Genomic DNA, 24,019 nt, shown 5'->3' on the forward strand with positions numbered 1-24,019 from the left:
TTCCTCCCCACCGAGATCCCTTGTAGGAGCTGCCGAAGGCTGCGATCTTTTGACCTTTTTTTCGAATCAAGATCAAAAGATCGTCCGATCGCGGCCCGAGCCTTCGGCAGCTCCTACAGGGAAGCGGTGTTGTGCTGTTAACGGGCCGCTACGGCCTGGGTCGTGGCGTCGGTGAAATCGAAAACCTTGCCGCCCTGCGCCGCTGCAAATTGCTGCGCCTGCCCCTTGAGCAGAAACGCGCTCAAACGGCCCTTGGCATCGCTGGCAAACCACGCCTGATCGGCCAGCAACTTGATCCCGCTGTCACTCGCCTGCGCATACACCGCACGAATGGTTTTGCCGTCCTGCTTCAATCCGGCCAACGCGGTGAAGGCAGATTCGGCGGAGGCGTACTGGCGCACCTTGTTTTCGCCACGCACCCAGATTTCGGCGACATGGCTGAAGTCAGTGATGGCCTTGCCGCTGACCGCATCCACATTCTTCAGCGGCGTCTGCGCGTAGTTGGCCAACTGCGCGGTGTAATCAAGATGGGAGGCCTTGAACGCCGCACGGATGTATTGATCGTCGATGAAGGTGTTCAAATCGAGACCACGATCGGCCTTCTTCAGGAGCTTCAAGGTATCAATGGCCGTACCCACCGCCTGGCGATATTCCGGCTTCCAGCTCAGGTCGCGGGTCTGCACGCCGAGCGGGCCGTGGAACAGGTAATTGACCTCGGCATCGACGCCGGTGACTTTGGCGATCAGTTCGCTGTACTTCTCCGGTTCGGCGGCCAGCAGTTGATTGGCCTCGATGCTCGCGCGCAGGTAAGCGACGACGATCTCCGGGTGTTTTTTCGCGTAGGCCTGATCCACCAGCGCACCGTGGAAGGTCGGCGCATTGGCCTGGGCGCCGTCGTAGATCTTGCGAGCGAAACCACGGCTGGGGAACAACTCGGCAAACGGCACGAAATCGGCGTGGGCGTCGATCTTGCCGGCCTGCAACGCGGAGCCGGCGACTTCCGGCGGCTGGGCGATGATGTTCACATCCTTGAGCGGATCCCAGCCCTGTTCCGCCACCGCACGCAATAACATGCCGTGGGCCGTCGAAGCGAACGGAACCGAAATGGTCTTGCCCTTGAGTTCGCTCAGCGACTGCACGCCGGACGCGCTCGGCACAACGATACCGTTGCCGCTACCCTTGATGCTGCCCGACAGCACGCTGATGAACAGGCTGTGTTTGCCGGCCGTCTCAAACGCCACACCGTTGAACGCGCCGGGGAAATCGGCCATGGCGCCGAAGTCGAGTTTGCCCGCGACCATCTCGTTGGTCAGCGGCGCGCCGCTGGTGAAGTTTTTCCATTGCACGTCGTATTTGGCGTCCTTGTAGACGCCGTCGTGGGGCAGGTATTTTTCGAGCAAACCGAGCTCGCGAATCAACAACCCACCAGCGGCACAGTTGATGGTGGTGTCTTGGGTGCCGATGGCGATGCGGATGGTTTCGGCCGAGGCCGACAGGGTGAACGAAGCCAGTACCAGACCGGCGAGTGCTGCACGCAACATGAGTGTTTCCCCTCGAATCATTTATAGGATGTTCGTCTCCGCCGCGATCAGGGCGCGGTGGGAAACGAGGGGTGTTTTGCAATTCAGCGTCCGGGGTTCACCGGATGGCTTTGGCTTGTCACAAATCCAATGTAGGAGTGAGCCTGCTCGCGATAGCGGTGGGTCAGTCATTGATGTGTTGTCTGACACACCGCTATCGCGAGCAGGCTCACTCCTACAGGGGAAAGCGTTTCAACGCAGGAGATAGGGGATATCGACTTTCACCGCACCCGTCGGGCAATCCTTTTCACACGGCATGCAATACCAGCATTCATCGAACGCCATGTAAGCCTTTTGCGTGGCCGGGTTGATCGCCAGCAAGTCCATCGGACAGACATCGACACACACGGTGCAGCCCTTGTCGGCGATGCATTTGTCCTCGTCCACGGTGACGGGGGCATTGGAGCGGAAGAAGATTTCCTGAGCTTGATAGGCCATGGTTCGGGCTCTCTTTTAATGATGCATCACGCGGCAAAGGCGCCAACCCGCAAGCGGTCGTAAGCCTGCATTTCCTCGGCATCGAGCGGGATGATGTAGGGCTCGACGGCTTTCTTGAAACTGGTCATCTGACCGTCATCGCCCTTCTTCAGGTGGCAATGGCAGAACCAGTCAGCGTCATTGCGCTGCGGGTGATCGACCCGATAGTGGTACAAACCCCAGCGACTCTCGGCGCGGAACAACGAGGCGCGGGCAGCCATTTCGGCGCAGTCGCGGATCACGCTGGTTTCCATCGCGCGCATCAGTTCATGGGCGTTGTTGGCCTTCATCTGATCGAGATCACGCTCGATGTCGCTGAAGCGCTGCAAGCCGATCTGCATTTTTTTGGTCACTTTCGGCGGTTGCAGGTAGTCGTTGACGAAGCGCCGCAGCTTGTATTCGACCTGAGCCGGCGGCAGACCGTGTTCGCGATCCAGCGGAGCGTAGACCCGTGCTTTCTCTTTCTCGATCTGCCCGGTATCCAGCGCAGAGAACTCGCGCCCGGCAACAAAATCGGCCGCGTTGTGCCCGGCAAACCAGCCGTAGGTGAACGCGCCAAGCATGTAGTTGTGCGGCACCGCTGCCATGTCCCCGGCGGAATACAAGCCTTTCACAGAGGTTTCGGCACGCTCGTTGACCCACACGCCGGACGCCGAATGGCCGCTGCAAAAACCGATCTCGGAGATGTGCATCTCGACCATTTGCGTGCGGTAGTCGGTGCCACGGTTGGCGTGGAACTGACCGCGACTAGGGCGTTCGTTGCTGTGCAAAATCTCTTCGATGTTCTGGATGGTTTCCTCGGCCAGGTGATCGAGTTTGAGGAACACCGGGCCGTTGCCGCTTTCCAGTTCCTGGTGGAACTCCCACATCATCTGCCCGCTCCAGTAGTCGCATTCGATGAAGCGTTCGCCCTTGTTGTTCGCGGTGTAGCCGCCCAACGGGCCGGTCACGTAGGCGCAAGCCGGACCGTTGTAATCCTTGATCAGCGGGTTGATCTGGAAGCATTCCAGATTCGCCAGTTCGGCCCCGGCGTGATAGGCCATCGCGTAACCGTCGCCAGCGTTGGTCGGGTTTTCGTAGGTGCCCATCAAGTAACCGGAGGACGGCAGACCCAGGCGACCAGCAGCGCCACACGCGAGGATTACAGCCTTGGCCTTGATCACATGGAAGTCGGCGGTGCGGCAATCGAAGCCCATCAAGCCGTTGACCGCACCTTCCTCGTCGGTCAGCAACCGCGTGCAGACCAGCCGATTGGTGATGCTCACTCGCGCGCGCTTCAACTGGCGATACAGAACCTTTTTGATGTCGTGCCCTTCCGGCATCGGCAACACATAGGCACCCATGTGGTGGACTTTTTTCACCGCGTAATCGCCGGTTTCGTCCTTCTCGAATTTCACGCCCCAGCGGTCAAGCTGTTCGATGGTTTCGAAGCTGTGCGTCGCGTAGGCGTACACCGCTGCCTGATTGACGATGCCGTCATTGGCGATGGTGATTTCCTTGGTGTATTGCTCAGGCGTCGAGTGGCCGGGGATGATCGCGTTGTTCAGGCCGTCCATACCCATGCTGATAGCGCCGCTGCGTTTGACGTTGGCCTTGTCGACCAGCAACACGCGCAGATCGCGGTTCTTCTCTTTGGCCTTGATTGCCGCCATCGGGCCGGCCGTGCCGCCGCCAATCACGACGATGTCGTATTCCTGCTCAAGCGTGCTGCGTGTCATGCCTGCTCCCCTTTTTGCCGGTCGATCCGCAGGCGGTACTGGAACGCATCGCCACGGTAGTAAAGGTGTTCGAAGTCCAGCGGCTGGCCCTGCGCGTCGTGAGTCAGGCGCTCGATGCGCATGATCGGCGAGCCGGCTTCGACGTTGAGTGCCTGTGTCAGGTCGCTGTCGGCAAGCACCGCGTCGATGGCCAGGTCGGCGTGGCCGAGGGCGATTCCGCAGTCGTTTTCGAGAATCAGAAAGATGTCGCGTGTGACCAGATCAGCCTTCTCCAGCCGTTCGCCGATGGCTTTGGGCAGGTAGGTGATTTCCAGCGAGATCGGCTCGCGATTGATCAGCCGTACACGTTTGATCTGCGCCACGGTTTCGCCCTCGGCGACCTGCAAACGCTCGGCGACACGCTTGTCCGCCGGGATGAATTTGAAGCTGCGCAGGCGGTTGATCACCTCGTAGCCACGCCCGGTCATGGATTCGGCGAGGCCTTGCAGGCTGCTGACGTTCTGAAAGGTTTTCGGCTTGGCGACGAAAGTGCCTTTGCCGTGGATCTTGAAGATCAGCCCTTCCTTTTGCAGATCGCCCAGTGCCTGGCGCACGGTGATGCGGCTGACTTTGAACAGCGCACCGAGCTCGCTTTCGGAGGGCATCTGGCTGTCTTGCGGGTATTCGCCGTCGAGGATGCGGGCGCGCAGGACGTCGCGCAGTTGGGTGTGCAGCGGGACACTTGATAGAGAGAGAACGTTATCGGTCATCACGGGATCACTTGTTATAACGAGTTATGACGTGATCTTAGAGACGTTATGACAAGGTTGAGAAATACCGAATGGGCATAACCTTAGATGCAGGTTTCAGGATCAAAAGATCGCAGCCTTCGGCAGCTCCTACAGTTTGAAATGCATTCCCATGTAGGAGCTGCCGAAGGCTGCGATCTTTTGATCTTAGCGCTTGAGGATCTGGTCCATGACCCAGTCGGTCTTGAGGGCCTGCTCGGCGACGGCAGGATGCTCTGATTCACCACGAATATGCGCATTCATGCCCAGCACGTGATGCCACTGAATGTGTTCGTGATGGGCAATGTCCAGGCTGATCTGCTCATCGGCATGCAGCTCGACCGGATGCTCATCAAACACTGAAAAGCTGATCCGACCGAGGCTGCCGATGATCTCGACCCGATCCTCGCGCCGGTCGGCAACAAAACTCCAACAGCCCATGCCCAGCGCCCCGCAAGCAAAGCGCCAACTGGCGCTGACCGCATCTTCCGCCGCATACAACCCGGCCTGCTGCGCGGTGAAACCGGCGACCTCGACAATGTCGCCGAGCAGATACTGGAACAGGTCAAAACCGTGGCTGGCCAAATCTGCGAAGTAACCGCCACCCGCCACCGCCGGGTGGGTGCGCCAGTTGTCACGGCCATCCAGATCGGCCGGCGACGGTGCCTTGGTCAGCGTCCAGCTCAAATGCCGCACTTCGCCGATCCGCCCCTGTTCGAGCCATTGCCGCACCTGCGCAAAGCGCGGCAACGAACGGCGATAGTAGGAAACGAACAGATGCAAACCGGCGTCGGCAAACGCCTGCTGCATCTCGCGGCTTTGCCCGGCGTTGAGTGCCATGGGCTTTTCCACGCAGCAATGTTTGCCGGCGGCGGCGACTTTCAGGCTGTAGGCGTGGTGGCTGTCGGGCGGCGTGGCGATGTACACCGCGTCCACCTCGGGATCGTTGATGAGTGCATCGACGTCGGTGTAAACCCGAGCGATACCGTGGCGCGCTGCGTAATCACTGACGGCTTCAAGGCGTCGACCCATCACCGCCACCAGCGCGGAACCGGGCGCCTTGTAGAAGGCCGGCCCGCTTTTGCGTACCGCGACACTGCCGCAACCGATCATGCCCCAGCGCACCACGTTCATCTTTAGTCCTTTTGCAGAATCAGCCGATGCGCAAGGCGCGCAGATCAAGATGACCGTCCTTGAGCGGCGGGCACCAGTAATAGCCGCCGGTGATCGGCCGGCTGATGCGGTACAAGCCATCGGCGATGCCATCTTCCAGACCGCTCATGCGCCGCAATTGCGCTTCGAAGGCATCCAGCGAGAAACCGAACGCGAGGAACATCAGCCCAGCGCGATCACCTTCGATCCACGGCATCGAGCGACGCACTACGAACGCTTCAGGCGCAAAGCTTTCCTGCGCGGTGCGTTTGACGTGAGCGGACACCGGCGCGTCGTCGATCTCTTCGTTATCGCTCAAGCGACGACCCATGATGTTGTCTTTGTCGTCGGCAGACAGTTTGTGGAAACCCTTGAGGTCGTGCTGCCACTGCTGGATCGCGGCGAAACTGCCACCGACCAGACCGTCAGCGCCTTCGCTCTGCAACGCGGCAGCAACAGCGGCTTCGTCATGAGGGTTTTCGGTGCCGTCTTCGTAGCCGGTCAGGTCGTGACCTTCCTTGTGGCGGAAGGCTTCCTGCATTTCTACCAGACGCAAGGCCGGGGCCAGCGCCGCTTCGACGGCGTTGCAGCGATTGAGCAGATCACCACGGTCAACGCCGTGCAGCCAGACCCACAGCGCATGCTGGGTGGACGGGTTGTTCACGCCCACGCCGCTCATGGCCGGGAAGCTGCGCAGACCGGCGATTTCCACGTTGAGGGCCTTGGTCAGGGACTCACCAAAACCGACCACCGCCGACTTGCCATCCACCAGGCTAAGCAGGTTATCGATCGCCTGCGGCAAGGCTTCAACCGACGCCAGAGCGAAAAACAGATGACGTGCTTGCAACGGAACAGGGGTGGCGAGAATGCCCGGCTGGTAGTGACTCATGTGAACTCCTTGAAAAAGTGCGCGGAGTTTACCTGTAGCCAGACAGTTTGTGTGGTTGAAGCAAGATCTAAAGATCGCAGCCTTCGGCAGCTCCTACAGGGATTCGTGTAGGAGCTGCCGAAGGCTCGGGCCGCGATCGGACGATCTTTTGATCTTCTAAAGCGTCATGGTGGTCTCGACGCGCCACGCACTCGGGCTCAGCCCCGTCCAGCGCTTGAACGCCCGGCGAAAGCTGCGCACATCGCTGTAGCCGACCTCTTCGGTGATCCGCTCGATCGGCATGTCCGGATTGGCCAGCAGACTCATCGTCCGCGCCTGCCGCACTTGTTCCAGCAACGCTTCAAAGGTCAGTGCATGCTCGGTCAGGCGCCGGCGCAATGTGCGGCTGCTCATGTTCAGGTCGCCGGCAATCTTTTCGATATGACTGCCCCGGCTCAGGTCGCGGGCTATCGCACGCTCCACGGCTTGAATCAGGTCGATTTTCTGGTGCACCTGCGCCGCTTCCAGCTCCAGCAACGCGACAGCCTGACGCAACGCCAGTGAATGATGATTGGGCAGGCTGACGTCCAGCCATTGCACATCAATCAGCATGCGATTGTGCAGGCATCCAAAGCGCACTTGCGGCCCAAGCAGACGCTTATATTCACTGAGGTAATCCGGCGCCGCATGCACGAATTCCACAGCGATCGGTTTGAAATCGGCGCCGGCCAGTGCGCGGCCGTACACCAGCAAACTGGCGAAAAACTCCTCGACTGCGAACACCTGCACATCGGCAAACGGCAGGCGACATTCGGCATCGAGATGCACCTGATCACCGACCACATCGACGCTGGAAACCACAATCCCGCCCGAGGTGTGTTGATGGCGAATCCCCACGGCAAACGCATCGCGCAAGGTTTTGCACAGTGAAAGCACGTGCCCGAGCAACCCCAGTGTGCCAAGTACGTTCTGGGCGCCGACCCACAAGCCCAACCCTTGGTTCGGCAGGACTTTGAGCGCGCGTTGAATCATCGCCACGGCCTGACGATAGGAAATCCGCTGCGTCGGGTCCTGCAGATCTTCAAGCGTAAAACCCAGGCCACGGCACAGGCTCTCGGGCTCGACGCCTTTGTTCTGCGCGACTTCAGCGAGGGTTTGCAGGAGAAATGGCGACACCAGCGCCAGTTCAAAGGTCGGGTCTTGGACTTTTACGTTCATGTGGGCTGACATTCCGGATCATGCTTGATTGTTATTTTTGTTACCGGTTATGTCGAAGGAAGTTAGCACAGGGTTTGTCGACTGTCCGCAGAAGTCCCCCTAACTGTCCGCCAATACCCTGCCCCGTCTGGCGCAGAGCGCTTATTTCTATCGTGCCGGGCGACCTGCGTGCCCGCGTTGCGCTCCAACACAATAATAATGAGGACGGATATGCACCCGAACCGCGCGACATTGCCCCTGCGTCTGGCCCTGATTTTGCTGGGCTGCACCGCGACTCTTCCAGCCCTGGCCACCGAGGCCGGCGTCGACAATATCGGAACCGGCACCGACGGCTTCTTCATGCTGCCGATGGAGGTCGACAGCCTTCCGGAAAACATGGTCGCGTTCAACCTCTACTACAACCATTACAAGGCCAGAAAGCTCAATATCAGCTCGTTGGGCGGCAAGGTGCCGGATGTCGAAATCGAGTCGACGGCGGTGATTCCGCGCCTCGATTACTTGAGTCCGGTGCGGATCTTTGGCGGACGCCTGGCCGGTTACATCGCCCAACCGTGGCTGAAGCAGGAAGTGTCAGTGTTCGGCTTGAGCGACACCCGCGAAGGCATGGGCGATACCACCGTCGCGCCGATCATCCTGTGGGACATGGGCAAGGACCTGACCCTTGGCGCCGCGCTGGAAATCACCGTACCGACCGGCGAATACAGCGTCGACCGGCTGGCCAACACCAGCAACAATTTCTACACCTACAAGCCGCTGTTCTCATTCACCTGGTTGCCGACTGAGCGCACCGAAGTCTCGATGAAGACCACCTACAGCTTCAACGAGAAAAACAAGGACACCGACTACAAGTCCGGGCAGATTTTCCACTTCGACTACTCGGCCAGCTACAAGCTCACCGACGACCTGATGCTCGGCCTCAACGGCTACTACCTCAAGCAGACCACCGACGACAAACAGTTTGGCCACACCGTGCAGTTCGCCGGGCAAGACGTGGACGACGGGGTGCGCGGCGAGGTGTTCGCAATTGGCCCGGCGCTGCACTTCACCTTCCTCAAATACGCCAGCGCGGAGATTCGCTGGGCCAAGGAATTCGATGTCGAGAACCGCCCCGAGGGGGAAATGCTCTGGGCCAAAATCAGCATTCCCTACGCGTTCTGAGCCCCGCGCAATCCCTTGTAGGAGTGAGCCTGCTCGCGATAGCGGTGTGTCAGACAACACATCAGCAACTGACACGCCACTATCGCGAGCAGGCTCACTCCTACAAGGGGTTGTGGTCCGTTCAGAAAGTATTTTTCACACAAAAAAAGGGCGGCCAAACGTACTGCACGAGAGTCTGTTACAGCGCCAGTTGCCCACGCTCCTCCTCGGTCAGCTGCTGTTTCGCCTGTTCATCCAGCGCCCCGTCGCCCAGCACTTGCACCGGACTGTTCGGGTTGTAGCCCGGGGCCGCAGCACGACTGGCGCCATCGCGGGATGGCGCGAGGACTTTCAACGAACAGCCGTCGATTCAGGTCACTACGGCTGAACAGTGGGCTCGGGACAACCTGGCAGTCGACTGACGCAAAGAAAGCACCCCGCCACTCCCGGGTACAGAAACGCGTACATCGTTTCGGTATTTATCGCGGCTGAAGAGCCAGCGCACTCCCACCTTGCAACGCGCTCAAAGGTGGGAGCGAGCCTGCTCGCGAACGCGTCAGAACAGACACCCAATCAATCACCAGGTGATTCCGATACGCGCATCACCCCGACAACTGCAAATTATCCAAAGCCCGATTCACCGCCAACTCCCCGAGCATGATCAACTGCGCAATCCCCAACAACGCCCGACGCTGCGACGCCGGCAACAGACTGGCGACGTTCTGCGCGATGGTTTGCGCCGAAGCGAGTGTTTCACTGGCATCGATCAGCAGTTCTTCGTTTTTGTTGTCGGCGGTGACGGCATACATTCCACGGGTTTTACGTGGAGGCGGCGTGGAACCGGGTGGGCAGAGGTAATGGTCGAGGGCGCGGTCAGCGGCTTCGTGGAGTTTTTTTGAGTCGAGGGATTGGTAGGGGGAAACCGAATCGGTTTCGGGCGGGTTGGGTGTTGGTTTGATCATGGTGAAGCTCCTATTAGGGTGGAGCCGCCAATGACTGTCGCTAAACAGAAAGGTGGCGGCTGTACGCAGGTTAGCGAACCGGTTATAGGCACCCGGCAGACCCAAGGGTCTCCCGCATACAGCCACCATAGCGGAGTCGCAGACATTGAATCTGCGACAAAGCATGGAACGCTGATGCACCTATTTATAAGTCGAGTCGCTAAACCCGATCGCTGAGTCATCAGCGACCGCACCACAATAGAACCCGCCCCCAAGGCGCACAAGCCGGCGGATTCTGGCGTAGCTGTAGGCAAAGGCGCAAGGATATGTAGCCTGAGAGAGTGTGTGGAGATGTCTTTTTAAACACTGGCGTTTATCGGAATCCTCAATGCGTCTCGGATCCCACAACAGATCCGTCCCCTTGCCCCAACAGACGTAAGCGTCCGGCGCACACATCCCCCTGAAGCTGATATGGAGCCATCGCCTCCATTGAACCGAGGCAGTAGCGGTTATGCGGATTCTGTTCTCTATAATGACTGCCCGGCCATGTTTAGGGTGCTTGTTATGCCAGCCTCCACTGATCAAAACTCCGCTGTCGTTTTATGCGCAGCTTCCAATAACGACCTGGAAGATCTGGTATCCATCAGGATTGAGGCTATGCGCGAGAGCCTTGAACGGCTTGGACGATTTAACCCGGATCGTGCGCGCGAACGATTTCTTGGTGGGTTCGACGCTAACAGCACACGCCGCATAGAAGTATCAGGTGAGCTGGTCGGTTTTGTCGTAATCAAAGACCATCAGAGCGAGCTTCTGCTTGACCACTTGTATGTGATACCCAGTGCTCAAGGAGCAGGAATCGGCTCTGAAGTTCTTACTCGGATTTTCACAGAGGCTGATGAGATCGGGCGCCCCATCAAGGTGGGTGCTCTCAAGGAAAGCGCTTCAAATCGTTTTTACACTCGCCATGGCTTCGTGTTCGTCGAAAGCGGTGAATACGATAATTATTATGTCCGGACTAACGGTAATGCCGTTAATTTGGGCGACTAGGCAGATATTGATACCTTGCCCCGTCAGAGGTTGCACAGTTAGATGGGCATCCACCTGTGCGGCAGTAGGTCGGTAATCTCATTCGCACCTTTGCCTCCTGTAGGAGCTGCCGAAGGCTGCGATCTTTTGATCTTGTTTTTCAGGTTCAAAAGATCGCAGCCTTCGGCAGCTCCCATAAAAATATCTCAGGCAGCAGAAACAGCGCATATGCCATCACCATCACTGCCAGCCCAGCTCCCAAAGATTTCACAGCCGGACACAACATCCCTGACCAACCCAAAACCCTGTGGGAGCGGGCTTGCCCGCGAAGGCGCCAGAACGGACACCCAATCAATCACTAGGTGATCCCGACACCCGCATCACCCCGGCAACTGCAAATTATCCAAAGCCCGATTCACCGCCAACTCCCCGAGCATGATCAACTGCGCAATCCCCAACAACGCCCGACGCTGCGACGCCGGCAACAGACTGGCGACGTTCTGCGCGATGGTTTGCGCCGAAGCGAGTGTTTCACTGGCATCGATCAGCAGTTCTTCGTTTTTGTTGTCCGCAGTCACGGCATACATCCCACGGGTTTTACGTGGCGGCGGCGTGGAGCCGGGCGGACAAAGGTAATGGTCGAGCGCGCGGTCGGCGGCTTCGTTGAGTTTTTTTGAATCGAGGGATTCGTAGGGGGAAACCGGATCGGTTTCGGGCGGGTTGGGTGTTGGTTTGATCATGAGTGAATCTCCAAATCGTAGAAAAGGAGCCATCATCTTTTCGCTACCAAACGAAGGGGTGGTGGCCATACGAAGGTTGGTAGACCGGTGACTTGGAAAACCGGCGCGCCCGAAGACGCCCTGCGCATGACCACCATAAATACACAGCCCCAAAAGGACATGTATCGGGCGACGCTATGCGCCAAGTCTAAGCCGGGCTACCAAACCCGATCGCTGATTCGTCAGCGACCGGACCACAATAAAACCCGCCCCCAAAGCGCACAAGCCGGCGGATTCTGGCGTAGCTGTAGGCAAAGGCGCAAGGATGCGTAGCCTGAGAGAGTGACTGGAGATGTCTTTTTAAACGTTGGTGTTTATGGAATGCCAATTGCTGACTGGGGTACAGGGGTTCAAAAACATGTCTGCAAGTGCAAATCGCTCACGACGTCTTGGCCGGTGGATAGGGCTATTTCTCATTGGTTCTGTGGCGTGCTGGTACATAGCTATACCGCGAGTTGTCGTTTACTACTCAAAAGACGGTACCAAGAAAATTAGTTACGTTTTGAACACACGGCACACCATCGTTCGCGGTGAACTGCTGCCCGGCAAGACGACAGGTGATGTAGGGCATATCTTTCCTGACGATGAGTTCTTCATGCGTCTCGACTGGTGGAATGCGAAGGGCCTGAACCGTTGCATCAGCATTACGCCCCAATGGCCGACAACGGAAATTCATATCGATCGTAACGGCGAGCTTAACTCCAGTGAAGGCAGTGGCACTGATGGAACGCGATTGAAGGTTTGCAAGTAGGATTTAGCCAAGCTATAGGTGGCTGCTTTCGGTCAGAGCCGAATGGTGAAGTCCCAAAATTTTTTTCAAACGGAGTCTCCCTACATGGAAGTCATCAATAATTTGCAGCCCGAAGCGTGTGCAGGCATGGAGGAAATCCGGCGCGAGATCGATGCCCTTGATCAGGCTGTCATTCGGCTGTTGGGCAAACGCTTTCACTACGTACTCGCGGCCTCGAAGTTCAAGACCTCGGCGACTTCAGTTCGTGCGCCAGAGCGGTTCAAGGCCATGCTATTAACTCGACGCGAGTGGGCAGAGGCGGAGGGCCTAAATCCGGATGCAATCGAGAAAATGTACAGCGACCTGGTGAATCACTTCATTGCAGAAGAGATGAAGCACTGGGCTGCTCATCAAGCTGATACTTGATACCAGTGGCCCAGGATGTCTGCCGTGAGGAGTCGATTTGGTCAGTCATGACAGTCAGCAATCGGCCAAAAGCGGACTTTTTAGATAATTTGCTCAGGTATCACTGCCCTTCAGAAGCGGTGAATTTTAATCTGGATTCCCTCATCTGCATCCGGAGCACGAAAGTAGCTCGTGATCAAATCGAACTCAGCGTCGCTTGCTGCAAACTCATGCTCTGCGCGGCCATTGCGCTGATGTAGCCGGCCCCGACAGGTCTCATCATCCACTTCGATGTAGTGGAAACAGTGGGGAATTTCGGCTGCGTCAGCCAGACCGCATAACCATTGCCGATCCTCTGGAGTGTTGGCCGGGAAATCCAAAATCACAGTCACGCCAGCCTTCAGCACATCGGTGACAAGCGGGCCCACCAGTGCCCGAATCTGACGTGCAAGCCGCACGTAATCGGCCACTGAATGGATTTGGTCAGGATAAAGCCTTGAGAGCCAATAATCCTCACTCATTAGAATAGCCGACCGTTCAGATGCCAAGGACTTGGCCAGCGTCGATTTGCCGGATGCAATCTTGCCTGACATCAAATGAAGCATTAGTTCAGTCATGGGGGACGTCTCCTTGTCGAGTACTGATGTTGCTCATTGACAAGCGTCGAAGCAACCGCAGATCGTCCACTGTCACCTTTGGGGCGGAAGCGGTCGTCATGAACGTCCGGTATTGGCCGAATGTGGACGGTCAGGAGCGACAGCTATCGGCCAAAAGCGGTCAGTGACAATATTCGCAAAGGCTACCGCTCAGCTTCCCGAAGACCGATCTCGACTATTCGTTAGGTACAGCACCATCGCTGCACGAGCCGCATCTTTGATTACCTTCAGCCTCAACCAAGGTGATATTCGCGCCTTTATCAGCCAGGTGATACGCCAGCGAAGCGGCCACGATGCCGGCACTAATGACAACGACTCGTTTGCCCAGAGCATTTCCCATATCAACCTTCATTCTGTCGACCTGAAGGCGGTTCATTGTCTGCCTCTGGTCGATTTCTGCTTGTCGTAACGGGCTGCAGTTGTCGTCCAGAAAGCAGATGTAGATTTGTCTGAAGTGGCGAAATAGCTGACAAATTCATCGTGTTAAAACGCCGCCTGAAATGGTAGCAAGATAAGCGCGTAAGTGTTGTTGGCACTGGAGGGTACCGAAAATTCGTTCAGCTACTACGGCAAGCGTCATCAACGACTATAGTCATTGGTGAGCCAGAGCGAATCTGACCATTCCCCTGCCAACCTGGCCTAATCCAATTCCGCGATTACACGGCGGATCTTCTTGTGTTCCTTGATGCGGAACGTGAATGTTTCGCTGCCGAAATCACTCAGGCTCAGGCTGAGATCGAGGCAGCGTTGTCTTTTTTTGAACCCCTTGATGGTGGATGGAGTTATCCCGCCGGGCACGTCGCATCCCACTGAGCACGTCCCAACCACCCATCTATCAAGGTTCAAGCAATGAATACTTTAGAGTTCGATGATGCACAAAAAACCAATGGCGACCTGGTTCAGGGTCCGCTGCCGGCCGGCACTGTCGCGCCCGACTTCACTCTTCACGCAACCCCTGATCAACAGTTGTCGCTGCGTGAGCTAAAGGGAAATCCCGTGATATTGGCGTTTTATCCCGCTGACTGGACTTCGGTGTGTGGTGACCAACTGACCTTGTACAACCAGTTGCTACCCACATTCAGAGAATACGGTGCGGCGCTACTGGGTATCTCGGTTGACAGCGCCTGGTGTCATCAGGCCTTTGCCAAAGATCGGAATTTTCACTTCAGCCTGCTGGCCGATTTCGAGCCCAAAGGGGCTGTGGCACGACGGTATGGAGCGTACGAGTCCCAGCTCGGGGTTTGTAAGCGTGCGCTGTTCGTGATTGACAAGGACGGGGTGGTTGCCTGGAGCTACGTCTCCCCGATGGCAATCAACCCTGGTGCGGACGGTATTCTGGATGCGCTGGATGCTTTGGCGAATTCGCCACAAAGCACGCCAACCAAAAATTAACAGGTGATTAGATGGCCACTCTCAAAGTCCCGGTAAGTGCCAACGACCATCGCCAGGGAAGTGCGCATGCCAAGGTCACCTTGGTCGAATTTGGCGACTATGAATGTCCCTATTGCGGTGAAGCTTATTGGATGGTCAAGAATCTGCAACAGCATTTTCGCGATGACTTGCTGTTTGTGTTCCGTAACTTCCCTCTGACCACCGCTCACCCCCATGCATTGGGTGCAGCGGTCACCGCTGAGTATGCCGGGAGTCGAGGATTCTTCTGGGAGGCCCACGACGAATTGTACGAAAATCAGGATCGATTGGGCCTGCCGCTGTATCGCGCCATCGTTCTCAAACACGGCCTTTCCAGGGAGGAATTCGATCTTGCAATGCAAGAGGATACTTACATTCCCAAAATACAAGCCGATTTCAATGGAGGTGTACGCAGCGGCGTGAATGGCACCCCAGCGTTTTACATTGACGGGCTTCGCTATGACGGAGTTCCAGAGTTCATCGGGATGAGTCAGATGATTGAGCTTTTGTTAGTGCGTGGACGAAATCGCTAGAGAGCCAAATCGGCTTGGCATCACCCACATCGGAGCCGAGGAAAAACCAACGTTAGCTTCCTTTTACATACAGAGGTGGACACGGAGCCGGCAACTAATGAAATCTTTGAAGTATTATGAAGAAAATCGACACGCCACATGGTTGGAGTTGTTTTTTGACCTGACTTTCGTTGTTACGATAGGCCAGGTTACGCACACTCTCGGACATGTTCATGACGGGCACTTTGAACATAAGCAATTATGGACATTCTTACTGCTTTTTGTACCGTTGTGGTGGATCTGGTCCAGTCACACGATTTACTCCAACAGGTTCGATACAGACAGCAATCTTCACCGTTTGGCAACATTATTCATAATGCTCCTGCTCATTGTGCTATCGGCACGGATCGGGGAAGACCTGGAAGTGAACTACCCGCTTATTATTGCCTGCTATTTTGGTATACGTGCGATCATCAGTGTTATGTATATTTCATCCATTAGTAAACTCGATTCTCGCGGCGAACTTTCCTCAAGGCTTGGTTTCGCCCTATTAGTTAGCGCAATTATTAGCCTTTCATCCGTTATTTTTGACCCGCCCTTGCGTTACCTTGTTGCTTATATTGGGATTGTTCTTGATATTCTGTTTCCTGTATTTTTCTGGACTAAACTAAAACCGTTGCCAGCACACACGGAACACTTGGTTGAGCGCATAGGCCTACTCACCCTAATCTTATTGGGGGAGTCAATTATTAGCCTTTCCGGAGGCTTATCTAACATTCAATGGGGTTATTATAATGTGATGGCGGCCATCACCGGATTTATCATGATTTGCAGTATCTGGTGGATCTATTTTGATAGTTTTTACTTATTAAACAAACATCAAAGCAGTATGAGTGGGCACGCCTTAATCTACTCACACCTTTTTCTTTTTATGGGGCTGGCACTTCTGGCAAATTTGATAAGGCATGCGATCCTGAACGACATTGCGATACGCGATTTTCAGATTATGTCGATCACCGGCATGGCCTTGTTTTTCCTAGGTAAGCAATATGGCTATTTCATAGCCGTGAGTAGAATAAGGAAATACATACTGCAAAACACGTTGATAGTGTTTTCTTTGGGCGGATTAGTCGTATTTTTACCCCGCGTCGAGTACATATTGGTCGGCCTGACAGCAACCATGATCTCTTATGTTTTTCTAAATTTCAGATATCGTTGAATCATTATTATCAGACCAGAGGGTGGGACCAAGTGAGCAAGTGGCTGACTTGCGGTTACATGTTGCTCACTACGTCGTTCTCACTGCCCGTGCGCTACTCGCCGCTACCCTTGGTCTATTTGGGTTTGTAATCCTGGTATCGTCGACCATAGTTAAGAGTCTCGGATGCCCCTCTTAGCTATCGCGATCTGATAGCGCCAGCCGCATCGTAACAACAGGAGCCACATCATGGTCAAAGTAGCGTTGTTCGTTCGCCTGGAAGCAAAACCCGGGAAAGAAAAGGATGTAGAGAGCTTTCTTTTGAGCGGCCTTCCGTTAGTGGAGGAGGAGCCAGCCACTACAGCCTGGTTTGGAATCCGCTTGGGGCCGTCCACCTTTGGCATCTTTGACGCATTCCCGGATGAAGCGGGCCGGCAGGCTCATCTTTCGGGCAAGGTCGCGGCGGCGCTTATGGCAAACGCTGCCGAGCTATTTGCCGAACCGCCATCAATCGAGAAGGTTGACGTCCTTGCGGCCAAGCTACCCGGCTAAGCAAACCCAATAGGAAGCTCCAGTCAGTACTGGGAGGCCCACGATGTATTATGTGAAAATCAGGATAGCCTGGTCCTGCTGCTATTCCGGGCGGTGATCAATCAAAACACCTGTATTGAAGATAAATGTCATGGCTAAAGTGCCGTGTCCAGGATTTATGCCATGCTCGCGCGCTCGGTATAAGTGAAAGGATACGCGCGCAAATCGTGTCCATGGACGGCGTGGAGCCGCACAGAATCTGCAAGGCAACGTGCTCATCACGGGTTTAGGCTGGGTAGGGTAGATTGTTTGCCGAGCACCGGTCGCTCATGGCGCGAAGATCTCCATCATTGATATAGAACCGGAGGTCATCCGCGCCGTGACACCTTATGGTTTCGTCAAGTGAGCATTCGTCGGCGTAGCAGTGACCGATGTTCAATGAGCTGCCTGACGCGGCTGCACTCCGAACTGCGCAACGATGTGCGTACCCAATTCCTCAATAACTTCCACCGCAGGGCGCTTGCCGTATTTGAGATTGAGAATGACGTGGTCCACGCCGATTTCCTCAAGCGACTCCAGCAAAAATCGTAGATGGTAACGTCCAAGTCTGAACCCCAAATGGATACGTGTGGGTGGCGTTGACGGATTCTCATCGAGATCGATGTACAGCGACTGAGTAAAGGGCTTATACACAGAGCCACATTGTTTCGTGACCTCCAGTCGCCAATCTTCCACGACCAGCCGCTGCATGTTCGGAATGCGTGGATAGTTGATCCATCCGCTGCTCTCACGCGCGATCCAATCCAGTGACTGGCGACTGTTGCCGGTCACGAGCATTGGAATGAATTGGGTGGTAGGTTTCGGAATCAGGTCTGCGCCTTGCATTTCACCAGTGCTCCAGTGGATGGGCTCAAAACTGGTGCTGTGGGCGCGGCGAATCACTTCGTAGTGTTCTCGAAAGATCTCTCCACGCCTTTCGGGATCGACGCCAAACGCCGAAAACTCCACTGGCCGATCTCCCGTAGCAACCCCCAGAATCAAGCGACCAGTGCTCAACTGATCGACGCTGGCTGACGCCTTGGCCGTGTGCAGGGGATGGTGCAGCGGGATGGCGATGGAGGCGGTGCCAAGTGCAATCTCCGAGGTATGGGCGGCCATATAACCCAGGTAAACCCAGGGGTCGAAGACTTGGCCGACATCGCCGAAGCCAGGGTCGCGAAGCGGCACGTCGCGAAACCAGAGCGCGCAGAAGCCCAGCGCCTCGGCTTGTTTAGCCAGTGTGACCTGGTTGAGCATGCTCGGAGTGTCCCCGTCGAACGCCTCCATGGGAAAGAATAATCCAAGGCTCAAATGCCCCTGAGTGAAGGTTCGGCTGAACCCTCGATGCTGCTGGTAAGGAATCGTGCTCGGCCGATACATACGGATTGACCTCATGGCAGAACGTGAACAGCGCCCCCGTTTCCAGAGGTGCTGCGGCATCGGTCGCTTTTGAACGGCAGGTGGGGGGACTGGGTCTGGCTTTTACCCGTTGCGCCGTACTGCTGGTCGTGTGGACCGGACTCAGGGGGCAGTTGCTGGCGATAGGCGCGGGTTGGTCCGGGTGGGTGTTAAGCGGACGGTCAAAGGAAGTCAGATCTCTCGGCTCTATACCACCAGATGGGCAAGGCGTTCGAGGAATTATTCTATAAGCGTAGGCGGTTTTGCAGCTCTCCGCCATATTCTTACAATCGAGCCGCTGGCGGGCGAAAGTCGCGTATCGAAGGCAGTTATCGGTCGTTTCCTGCCATTCCAGAACGGCCGCTATTGGCCGAAAGAGGACATTCACGGCTGGCCTCCTCTGGCCCAGCAACCAAGCACTCCCGGCAATGCAAAATGCAACGTCACAACTAAAACAGCAGCATCTGCCTTACCCCCCACCCCACGAAAAATCATGGCCTCGTTAACCTAGGCAACACCACCCCCTCCGCCAACCTCTCCACCCCCAACCGCACCCGCTCCCCACCCTGCTCAATTACCACCCCATCCCGCTGCACCGCCACCAACTTCACCCCGGGCCCAACCCTCTCCCCCTGCAAAAAACTACGCGGCGGCCCGCCATTCAAACTCAGTATCGCCACCGCCCCCCGACTCCCCGCCATCACCCCGCTCACCTTGATGTCCACCGGCGCCGTTTGATTGGAAAACCACTGCAACGCCGGGCTATCACTGCGCGCCGCCAGCAACTGCGGGGCCGCTGCCGGGGTGTGTGATTCGGCGGAGGTCAGCAGCAGCGACGACCATGTCGCCACGCCAACCAGCACTGCGAGCAGCGCGAGTACCTGGATCATTTGGGGTGGGGAAAAGCGTGCGGTGAAGGTCATGGGGTGAATCTTCTTTTTATCCCTGCTGCCAGCCTACGCGGCAATTCTCTCCGTTTTATTTCACGCGCCTTACATGTTGGCCGTGCACGATGACTTCCGACGCAAAGGAGCGCGCAATCGATGAACGGGGTCAAGCAACAGGGTTTTACGCTGATCGAGTTGATGGTGGTGCTGGTGATCATCGGTATCGCCAGTGCGGCGATCAGCCTGAGTATCAAGCCCGATCCGTTGCAGTTGCTGCGCAAGGATGCCGAGCGTGTGGCGCAGTTGCTGCAAGTGGCGAAGGCCGAGGCCCGCGCCGATGGGCGGCCGATTGTGTGGGTGAGTGATGCCAAGGGGTTTCGGTTTAGTCGGCGCAGTGACAGTGGCAAGGGGTTTGATCATTTCGCGCAGGACCCGCAATTGCGGCCTCGTGCCTGGCAGAGTCCGAAGATGGAGGTGCGCGTGGAGCCCAGACAGAAAGTTGTGCTCAATGCCGAGTGGATCAATCCGCCGCTGCAACTGACCTTGTCCGACGGTTTCAATCGCCTCAGCGTGCTGCGCGACGGCGCCGGCCGGATCAGTGTGCAATGAAAAACCAACAAGGTTTTACCCTGATTGAGGTGATGGTCGCGATTCTGCTGATGGCGGTGGTGAGTTTGATTGCCTGGCGGGGGTTGGACAGTGTGACGCGGGCGGACAGTCATTTGCAGGTTTCGGCTCGACATCATTTGTACAGCGGCTGATCAGCCGGGGGCTTTGCAGCGGGTTCGCTGGTGGGTTAAGGGCGGCACGTTGTATCGGGCGGTGGCTGAGGCGCGGAGTCGGTATCCGTTGCCGGTGCCTGGGAATGGGGTGGCGGTGTTGAACGACGTTAGCGATGCGCAGGTGCGGGTTTGGGAGGTGGATAAGGGGTGGCGGCAGCTCAGCGGTAATCGGCGGGAAGATCCGGCGGGGTTGGAGATTCGATTGACGCGGGAGACGCCGCAAGTGGTGGAGAAATATCGCCAGGTGATTGGGCCGTTGGATTGAACACGGTCCGTGTAGGAGCTGCCGAAGGCTGCGATCTTTTTTGACTTTGATTTTCAAGATCAGGATCAAAAGATCGCAGCCTTCGGCAGCTCCTACATTGGGATCGGGTGCATTCGGAAGAGATTGGTCGGCTGTCGGGCCGTCATCGTTGGCAAGCCAACTCCCACAGGGATTGGTTGCATCTGCTGGAAGGTTGTTGGCTGTAAGGGCGTCATTGCCAGCAGCCTGGCTCCCACAGTTTAAATTTGCGTACACCCCAAGCGGCAAAGCCACCCCACTCAACAGGATGAGCGTTAGCTCGGCTGCCGCTGTTGATCTTGATCCACGGGCGACGTCGGGAGGCTGAGTGGAGGGATTCATCCGGGGAGGACATCGAAAGGAGGTGCAGCGAAGCAAACCGGAATCGATGCCCCGGATGGATTCCGGAGCGAAGGAACCCCGAGCCTCAGCGAGCGGGCCGGACGTTGGAGCAAGCCTTTTTGGTTACTTTTTTCTGGGCCGGCATTCCGGGCGTCTGGAAAAAGTGACCCGCCGTAAGGGCGGAACCCTAGGCCGCCGTTACCGCAGCAACGGATATGTACCCAATCAAACCTTCGGTGGGCTGTTGCTGAGCGTGTTCGCCAGTGCCCACGCCGAGCAGCCGCTGGGTTGCGTGGAGGTGACGGTCGGCGGCTACAAGGCACCGAATTCCGATTGCCTGAGTCAGCAGATGGGCAACACGTTTGGAACGTCGGTGAAACCGCAGCGCCCACCGAACTAGGGAAGGCTGCGATCTTTTGATCTTCAGTCACTTGGGGTTTGGCGAAAGCTCACTGCCAGCCGATTCCAGCTGTTGATGGTGGTGACGGCCATAGTCAGGTCGACCAGTTCGCCTTCGTTGAATTGCTCGCGTGCCTGCTGGTAAACGTCATCCGGCACATGGCTTTCGGCAAGCAGCGTCACTGCCTCGGCCCACGCCAGCGCCGCGCGTTCACGGGGATTGAAGAAGTCGCTATCGCGCCAAACTGCAATCGCATACAACCGCCGATCACTCTCCCCGGCTCGCCGTGCGTCTACCGAATGCATGTCGGTGCAGAACGCACAGCCGTTGAGCTGCGAAGCGCGGATCCGGATCAGTTGCAGCAGCGGCTGCTCGATACTGAGGTTGGCGGTCAGCGCCTCCATTGCAATCATCGCTTTCATCGCCTTGGGCGAAGCGTTGTAGTAATCCAGGCGCGGGGACATGGCTGTTCTCGGTAGACGGAATAGTGACTTCACCGTAAACGCCGACAGCGATGCATTACAGCCCCAATTCCACGGAAAACCGCTACACCACTTGAACACAATCCCCTGTAGGAGCTGCCGCAGGCTGCGATCTTTTGATGTTGATCTTAAAAAAACCAGATCAAAAGATCGCAGCCTGCGGCAGCTCCTACAGGGATTTAGGCCAATTTCGGGTTTTTGTGGTGCGCAACTATTGCCAATCAAACAACAGCGGTAATCTGGCGGGCACACCCAATAGCCCCCCGGAGCCTCGTCGGTATGGAACTTCACGTCGTGATCAACGGCCGCAAGGATCTTGCCGGTCAGTTGTATCAGCAACTGCGCGAGGCCATCGAATCCGGGCGTCTGGCCGCCGGCACGCAGTTACCGCCCAGCCGTCTACTGGCCGAGCAACTGGGTATTTCGCGCAAGACCATTTCCGACACCTACGCGCAGCTGACGTACGAAAACTTCCTCACCGGCGTGATCGGCAAAGGCACCTACGTCAATGCGCGCCCGGCGCAAGTCCAGCGCAAGCAAAGCCACACCGAGCTGGCCGGTGCAGAGGTGATCGAAAGTTGGCGCAACTTGCCGGTGTTCCTGCGTCATCCGACGCTGCATGGTGCGCTGCGCTACGACTTCATCGGTGGCGCCACCAGCAAGGGCCAGTTCCCCCATGACGACTGGCGCCGCTGCGTCTCCCACGCCATGCGCCAGATGGCCGCGTCCAAAGGTTTCTACAGTGTGCCCGAAGGCCTGCCGGCGCTGCGCAATGCGATTGCCCGGCACATCGCGTTTTCTCGCGGGGTCAACTGTCAGGACGAAGACATCGTGGTGTGCAACGGCGCGCAACAGGCGCTGGACCTGATCACTCGCGTGTTGATCAGCCCCGGCAGCCTGGTGGCGATGGAAGATCCCGGTTATCCGCCGGCACGTCTGTTGTTCGGCACCCATGGCGCCGAGGTGGTCGGTATTCCCGTGGATGCCGAGGGGATACAGGTCGAACACATCCCTGATGGCACGCGGCTGATTTATGTCACGCCGTCGCATCAGTTTCCGCTAAGCATGCCGATGAGTCCGGCGCGCCGCGAAGCCTTGCTGGCTCGGGCTTATGAACTGGGGGCGATCATCATCGAGGACGACTATGACAGCGAATTTCGCTATGAAGGGCGTCCGACCGATTCGCTGCACAGCCTCGACCAGCGCGGCATCGTCGCCTACGTCGGCACCTTCTCCAAGACCCTGCTGCCGGAGCTGCGCCTGGGTTACGCGATCCTGCCGCCGGCGATCCTCGAAGCGGTGATCCGCGCCAAGCAGCTCACCGATCTGCATGCCTCGACGCTGCCGCAATGGGCGCTGGCCAAGTTCATCGCCGAGGGCTGCCTGCTCAAACACATCCGCCGCTGCCATACGATTTACGCCCAGCGGCGCGAACGGATTCTGGCGCGCATGGCCAGCGATCTGTCGCCGTGGTTCGAGGCCGTGCCGCCCAGTGCCGGGTTCCACATGGCCGCGTTGTGCAAGGTGCCAATCGACCTGCCGCTGCTGATCGAACTGGCGAAAAAAGTCGAGGTCGGGCTGTATTCCATCGACGGTTTCTATTACCAGCAGCCGGTGCGCAGCGGTTTGTATTTCGGCTTCGGCGCCATCGAGACCCTCGACATCGATATCGCCCTGGATCGCCTGCGCGACATTCTGCAACAAGTTGCCTGAATGATTGGTCTCGGCGATTAACCGCCGATTGGTTATTGGTGATCGACAAGGGCAGGCCTATCCTGCACAGGCGTTATCCCTCAATGAGCAGGATTCGTCCGGCCTGATTCAGGAGTGTGAGTAATGTCCAACGAAGTGATCAACACCGTCCAGGTGCAGGCTGCCGCCGGCCGCTCGGATGAGCTGGGCAGGCAACTGCAGAAGATCGTCGACACCCTGCGCGAAACGCCGGGCTGCGATTCCTATCTGGTCGACCGCTGCCCCGAAGACAACCACCGCTGGACGGTCAGCGCGCGATGGCAGTCGGCGGCGGCGATGCAGGCGCATTTCAACCGGCCAGAGGCGCAGGGGTTTATTGACTTGATCGACAGTCGATTGGCCAATAGCGTGGATTTCAACAGCTTCCCGATTGTTTAACGGCAAGATCAAAAGATCGCAGCCTTCGGCAGCTCCTACAGGGAACGCATTCCAATGTAGGAGCTGCCGAAGGCTGCGATCTTTTGCTTTTGGCATCAGGCCAAATGGTCACCCGATCTTCCCGAATATTGGCCGTTTGCATGCCCCGCCCCGGGGACTAGTGTGATCACC

The 24,019-nt window shown here is 57.1% G+C and carries 25 protein-coding genes and 4 pseudogenes; 14 read left to right on the forward strand and 15 right to left on the reverse strand.

Annotated features, from left to right (window positions below; all coding sequences use genetic code 11):
- Positions 1 to 137: 137 nt before the first annotated feature.
- The 7 genes from ICA15_RS07690 to ICA15_RS07720 form a co-directional block, all read right to left on the reverse strand.
- A complete protein-coding gene (locus ICA15_RS07690) occupies positions 138 to 1,562 on the reverse strand; it encodes an ABC transporter substrate-binding protein (protein ID WP_210552889.1) in 1,425 nt (474 codons plus the stop codon).
- 210 nt (positions 1,563 to 1,772) lie between these two features.
- Positions 1,773 to 2,018 (reverse strand): ferredoxin family protein, encoded by a 246-nt coding sequence (locus tag ICA15_RS07695; RefSeq protein ID WP_042559450.1) that lies wholly within the window; start codon positions 2,016 to 2,018, stop codon positions 1,773 to 1,775.
- Positions 2,019 to 2,044: 26 nt separating this feature from the next.
- The gene (locus ICA15_RS07700; RefSeq protein ID WP_210552890.1) at positions 2,045 to 3,775 is read right to left on the reverse strand and encodes a fumarate reductase/succinate dehydrogenase flavoprotein subunit; all 1,731 of its coding nucleotides are present in this window, start codon (positions 3,773 to 3,775) and stop codon (positions 2,045 to 2,047) included.
- Positions 3,772 to 4,524 (reverse strand): GntR family transcriptional regulator, encoded by a 753-nt coding sequence (locus ICA15_RS07705; RefSeq protein ID WP_042559452.1) that lies wholly within the window; start codon positions 4,522 to 4,524, stop codon positions 3,772 to 3,774. The genes ICA15_RS07700 and ICA15_RS07705 overlap by 4 nt, the downstream gene beginning before the upstream one ends.
- Positions 4,525 to 4,710: 186 nt before the next feature.
- The gene (locus tag ICA15_RS07710; protein WP_210552891.1) at positions 4,711 to 5,676 is read right to left on the reverse strand and encodes a Gfo/Idh/MocA family protein; all 966 of its coding nucleotides are present in this window, start codon (positions 5,674 to 5,676) and stop codon (positions 4,711 to 4,713) included.
- Positions 5,677 to 5,695: 19 nt separating this feature from the next.
- Entirely contained in the window at positions 5,696 to 6,583 is an 888-nt protein-coding gene (locus tag ICA15_RS07715; protein WP_210552892.1) for a Dyp-type peroxidase, read from the reverse strand.
- A 156-nt stretch (positions 6,584 to 6,739) separates the two neighbouring features.
- Positions 6,740 to 7,780, reverse strand: a complete 1,041-nt coding sequence (locus ICA15_RS07720) for an AraC family transcriptional regulator (RefSeq protein WP_210552893.1) — start codon at positions 7,778 to 7,780, stop codon at positions 6,740 to 6,742.
- A 210-nt stretch (positions 7,781 to 7,990) separates the two neighbouring features.
- Between ICA15_RS07720 and ICA15_RS07725 the strand changes: the two genes are divergently transcribed.
- A complete protein-coding gene (locus tag ICA15_RS07725; RefSeq protein WP_210552894.1) occupies positions 7,991 to 8,938 on the forward strand; it encodes a transporter in 948 nt (315 codons plus the stop codon).
- A 178-nt stretch (positions 8,939 to 9,116) separates the two neighbouring features.
- Here ICA15_RS07725 and ICA15_RS07730 read toward each other — a convergent pair.
- Positions 9,117 to 9,263: pseudogene (locus ICA15_RS07730) on the reverse strand (hypothetical protein); the annotation flags it as partial.
- A 256-nt stretch (positions 9,264 to 9,519) separates the two neighbouring features.
- Positions 9,520 to 9,879: a DUF6124 family protein gene (locus ICA15_RS07735; RefSeq protein WP_210552896.1), complete on the reverse strand. Its 360-nt coding sequence runs from the start codon at positions 9,877 to 9,879 to the stop codon at positions 9,520 to 9,522.
- Between the two features lie 543 nt (positions 9,880 to 10,422).
- Here ICA15_RS07735 and ICA15_RS07740 point away from each other — a divergent pair.
- Positions 10,423 to 10,905 (forward strand): GNAT family N-acetyltransferase, encoded by a 483-nt coding sequence (locus ICA15_RS07740; RefSeq protein ID WP_210552897.1) that lies wholly within the window; start codon positions 10,423 to 10,425, stop codon positions 10,903 to 10,905.
- A 359-nt stretch (positions 10,906 to 11,264) separates the two neighbouring features.
- Here ICA15_RS07740 and ICA15_RS07745 read toward each other — a convergent pair whose 3' ends face one another.
- On the reverse strand, positions 11,265 to 11,624 hold the full coding sequence (locus ICA15_RS07745) for a DUF6124 family protein (RefSeq protein WP_210552898.1): 360 nt from the start codon (positions 11,622 to 11,624) through the stop codon (positions 11,265 to 11,267).
- Positions 11,625 to 12,021: 397 nt separating this feature from the next.
- Between ICA15_RS07745 and ICA15_RS07750 the strand changes: the two genes are divergently transcribed.
- Together ICA15_RS07750 and ICA15_RS07755 are read left to right on the forward strand one after the other, a co-directional pair.
- Positions 12,022 to 12,414: a hypothetical protein gene (locus tag ICA15_RS07750; RefSeq protein WP_210552899.1), complete on the forward strand. Its 393-nt coding sequence runs from the start codon at positions 12,022 to 12,024 to the stop codon at positions 12,412 to 12,414.
- 84 nt (positions 12,415 to 12,498) lie between these two features.
- Positions 12,499 to 12,819, forward strand: a complete 321-nt coding sequence (locus tag ICA15_RS07755; protein ID WP_210552900.1) for an isochorismate lyase — start codon at positions 12,499 to 12,501, stop codon at positions 12,817 to 12,819.
- A 110-nt stretch (positions 12,820 to 12,929) separates the two neighbouring features.
- Here the strand turns inward: ICA15_RS07755 and ICA15_RS07760 are convergent, their stop codons facing one another.
- Complete coding sequence (locus tag ICA15_RS07760; RefSeq protein ID WP_210552901.1) at positions 12,930 to 13,415, reverse strand: AAA family ATPase; 486 nt, start codon at positions 13,413 to 13,415, stop codon at positions 12,930 to 12,932.
- A gap of 265 nt (positions 13,416 to 13,680) precedes the next feature.
- Positions 13,681 to 13,794, reverse strand: a pseudogene (locus ICA15_RS07765) (FAD-dependent oxidoreductase); the annotation flags it as partial.
- Between the two features lie 509 nt (positions 13,795 to 14,303).
- Here ICA15_RS07765 and ICA15_RS07770 point away from each other — a divergent pair.
- From ICA15_RS07770 to ICA15_RS07790, 5 genes and pseudogenes are all read left to right on the forward strand, one after another.
- Entirely contained in the window at positions 14,304 to 14,846 is a 543-nt protein-coding gene (locus tag ICA15_RS07770; RefSeq protein ID WP_052392237.1) for a redoxin domain-containing protein, read from the forward strand.
- A gap of 11 nt (positions 14,847 to 14,857) precedes the next feature.
- Positions 14,858 to 15,397: a DsbA family protein gene (locus ICA15_RS07775; protein ID WP_070086726.1), complete on the forward strand. Its 540-nt coding sequence runs from the start codon at positions 14,858 to 14,860 to the stop codon at positions 15,395 to 15,397.
- A gap of 97 nt (positions 15,398 to 15,494) precedes the next feature.
- A complete protein-coding gene (locus tag ICA15_RS07780) occupies positions 15,495 to 16,595 on the forward strand; it encodes a low temperature requirement protein A (RefSeq protein WP_210552902.1) in 1,101 nt (366 codons plus the stop codon).
- 228 nt (positions 16,596 to 16,823) lie between these two features.
- Entirely contained in the window at positions 16,824 to 17,126 is a 303-nt protein-coding gene (locus tag ICA15_RS07785) for a putative quinol monooxygenase (protein WP_210552903.1), read from the forward strand.
- Between the two features lie 194 nt (positions 17,127 to 17,320).
- Positions 17,321 to 17,502, forward strand: a pseudogene (locus ICA15_RS07790) (potassium transporter); the annotation flags it as partial.
- 38 nt (positions 17,503 to 17,540) lie between these two features.
- Here ICA15_RS07790 and ICA15_RS07795 read toward each other — a convergent pair.
- On the reverse strand, positions 17,541 to 18,524 hold the full coding sequence (locus ICA15_RS07795) for an LLM class oxidoreductase (protein WP_041481072.1): 984 nt from the start codon (positions 18,522 to 18,524) through the stop codon (positions 17,541 to 17,543).
- A 509-nt stretch (positions 18,525 to 19,033) separates the two neighbouring features.
- A complete protein-coding gene (locus tag ICA15_RS07800) occupies positions 19,034 to 19,465 on the reverse strand; it encodes a type II secretion system protein N (protein WP_210552904.1) in 432 nt (143 codons plus the stop codon).
- A 120-nt stretch (positions 19,466 to 19,585) separates the two neighbouring features.
- Here ICA15_RS07800 and gspH point away from each other — a divergent pair, with 120 nt between their 5' ends.
- The 3 genes and pseudogenes from gspH to ICA15_RS07815 all read left to right on the forward strand — a co-directional run bounded on the left by gspH (position 19,586) and on the right by ICA15_RS07815 (position 21,236).
- On the forward strand, positions 19,586 to 20,038 hold the full coding sequence (gspH, locus tag ICA15_RS07805) for a type II secretion system minor pseudopilin GspH (RefSeq protein ID WP_210552905.1): 453 nt from the start codon (positions 19,586 to 19,588) through the stop codon (positions 20,036 to 20,038).
- Positions 20,035 to 20,476: pseudogene (locus ICA15_RS07810) on the forward strand (prepilin-type N-terminal cleavage/methylation domain-containing protein). Before gspH ends, ICA15_RS07810 begins: the two are co-directional and overlap by 4 nt.
- A 523-nt stretch (positions 20,477 to 20,999) precedes the next feature.
- Entirely contained in the window at positions 21,000 to 21,236 is a 237-nt protein-coding gene (locus tag ICA15_RS07815; RefSeq protein ID WP_210553207.1) for a hypothetical protein, read from the forward strand.
- Positions 21,237 to 21,259: 23 nt separating this feature from the next.
- On the opposite strand, the gene ICA15_RS07820 is transcribed toward ICA15_RS07815, so the two are convergent.
- Positions 21,260 to 21,700 carry a carboxymuconolactone decarboxylase family protein gene (locus ICA15_RS07820; protein WP_210552906.1) on the reverse strand — a complete coding sequence of 147 codons (441 nt, stop codon included), beginning with the start codon at positions 21,698 to 21,700 and terminating at the stop codon, positions 21,260 to 21,262.
- Between the two features lie 297 nt (positions 21,701 to 21,997).
- Between ICA15_RS07820 and ICA15_RS07825 the strand changes: the two genes are divergently transcribed.
- Positions 21,998 to 23,431: a PLP-dependent aminotransferase family protein gene (locus ICA15_RS07825; RefSeq protein ID WP_210552907.1), complete on the forward strand. Its 1,434-nt coding sequence runs from the start codon at positions 21,998 to 22,000 to the stop codon at positions 23,429 to 23,431.
- 123 nt (positions 23,432 to 23,554) lie between these two features.
- Positions 23,555 to 23,848 carry a putative quinol monooxygenase gene (locus tag ICA15_RS07830; RefSeq protein WP_210552908.1) on the forward strand — a complete coding sequence of 98 codons (294 nt, stop codon included), beginning with the start codon at positions 23,555 to 23,557 and terminating at the stop codon, positions 23,846 to 23,848.
- Positions 23,849 to 24,019: the final 171 nt, after the last annotated feature.

It is taken from the genome of Pseudomonas sp. P116, assembly GCF_020149425.1.
GTDB lineage: Bacteria > Pseudomonadota > Gammaproteobacteria > Pseudomonadales > Pseudomonadaceae > Aquipseudomonas > Aquipseudomonas anatoliensis.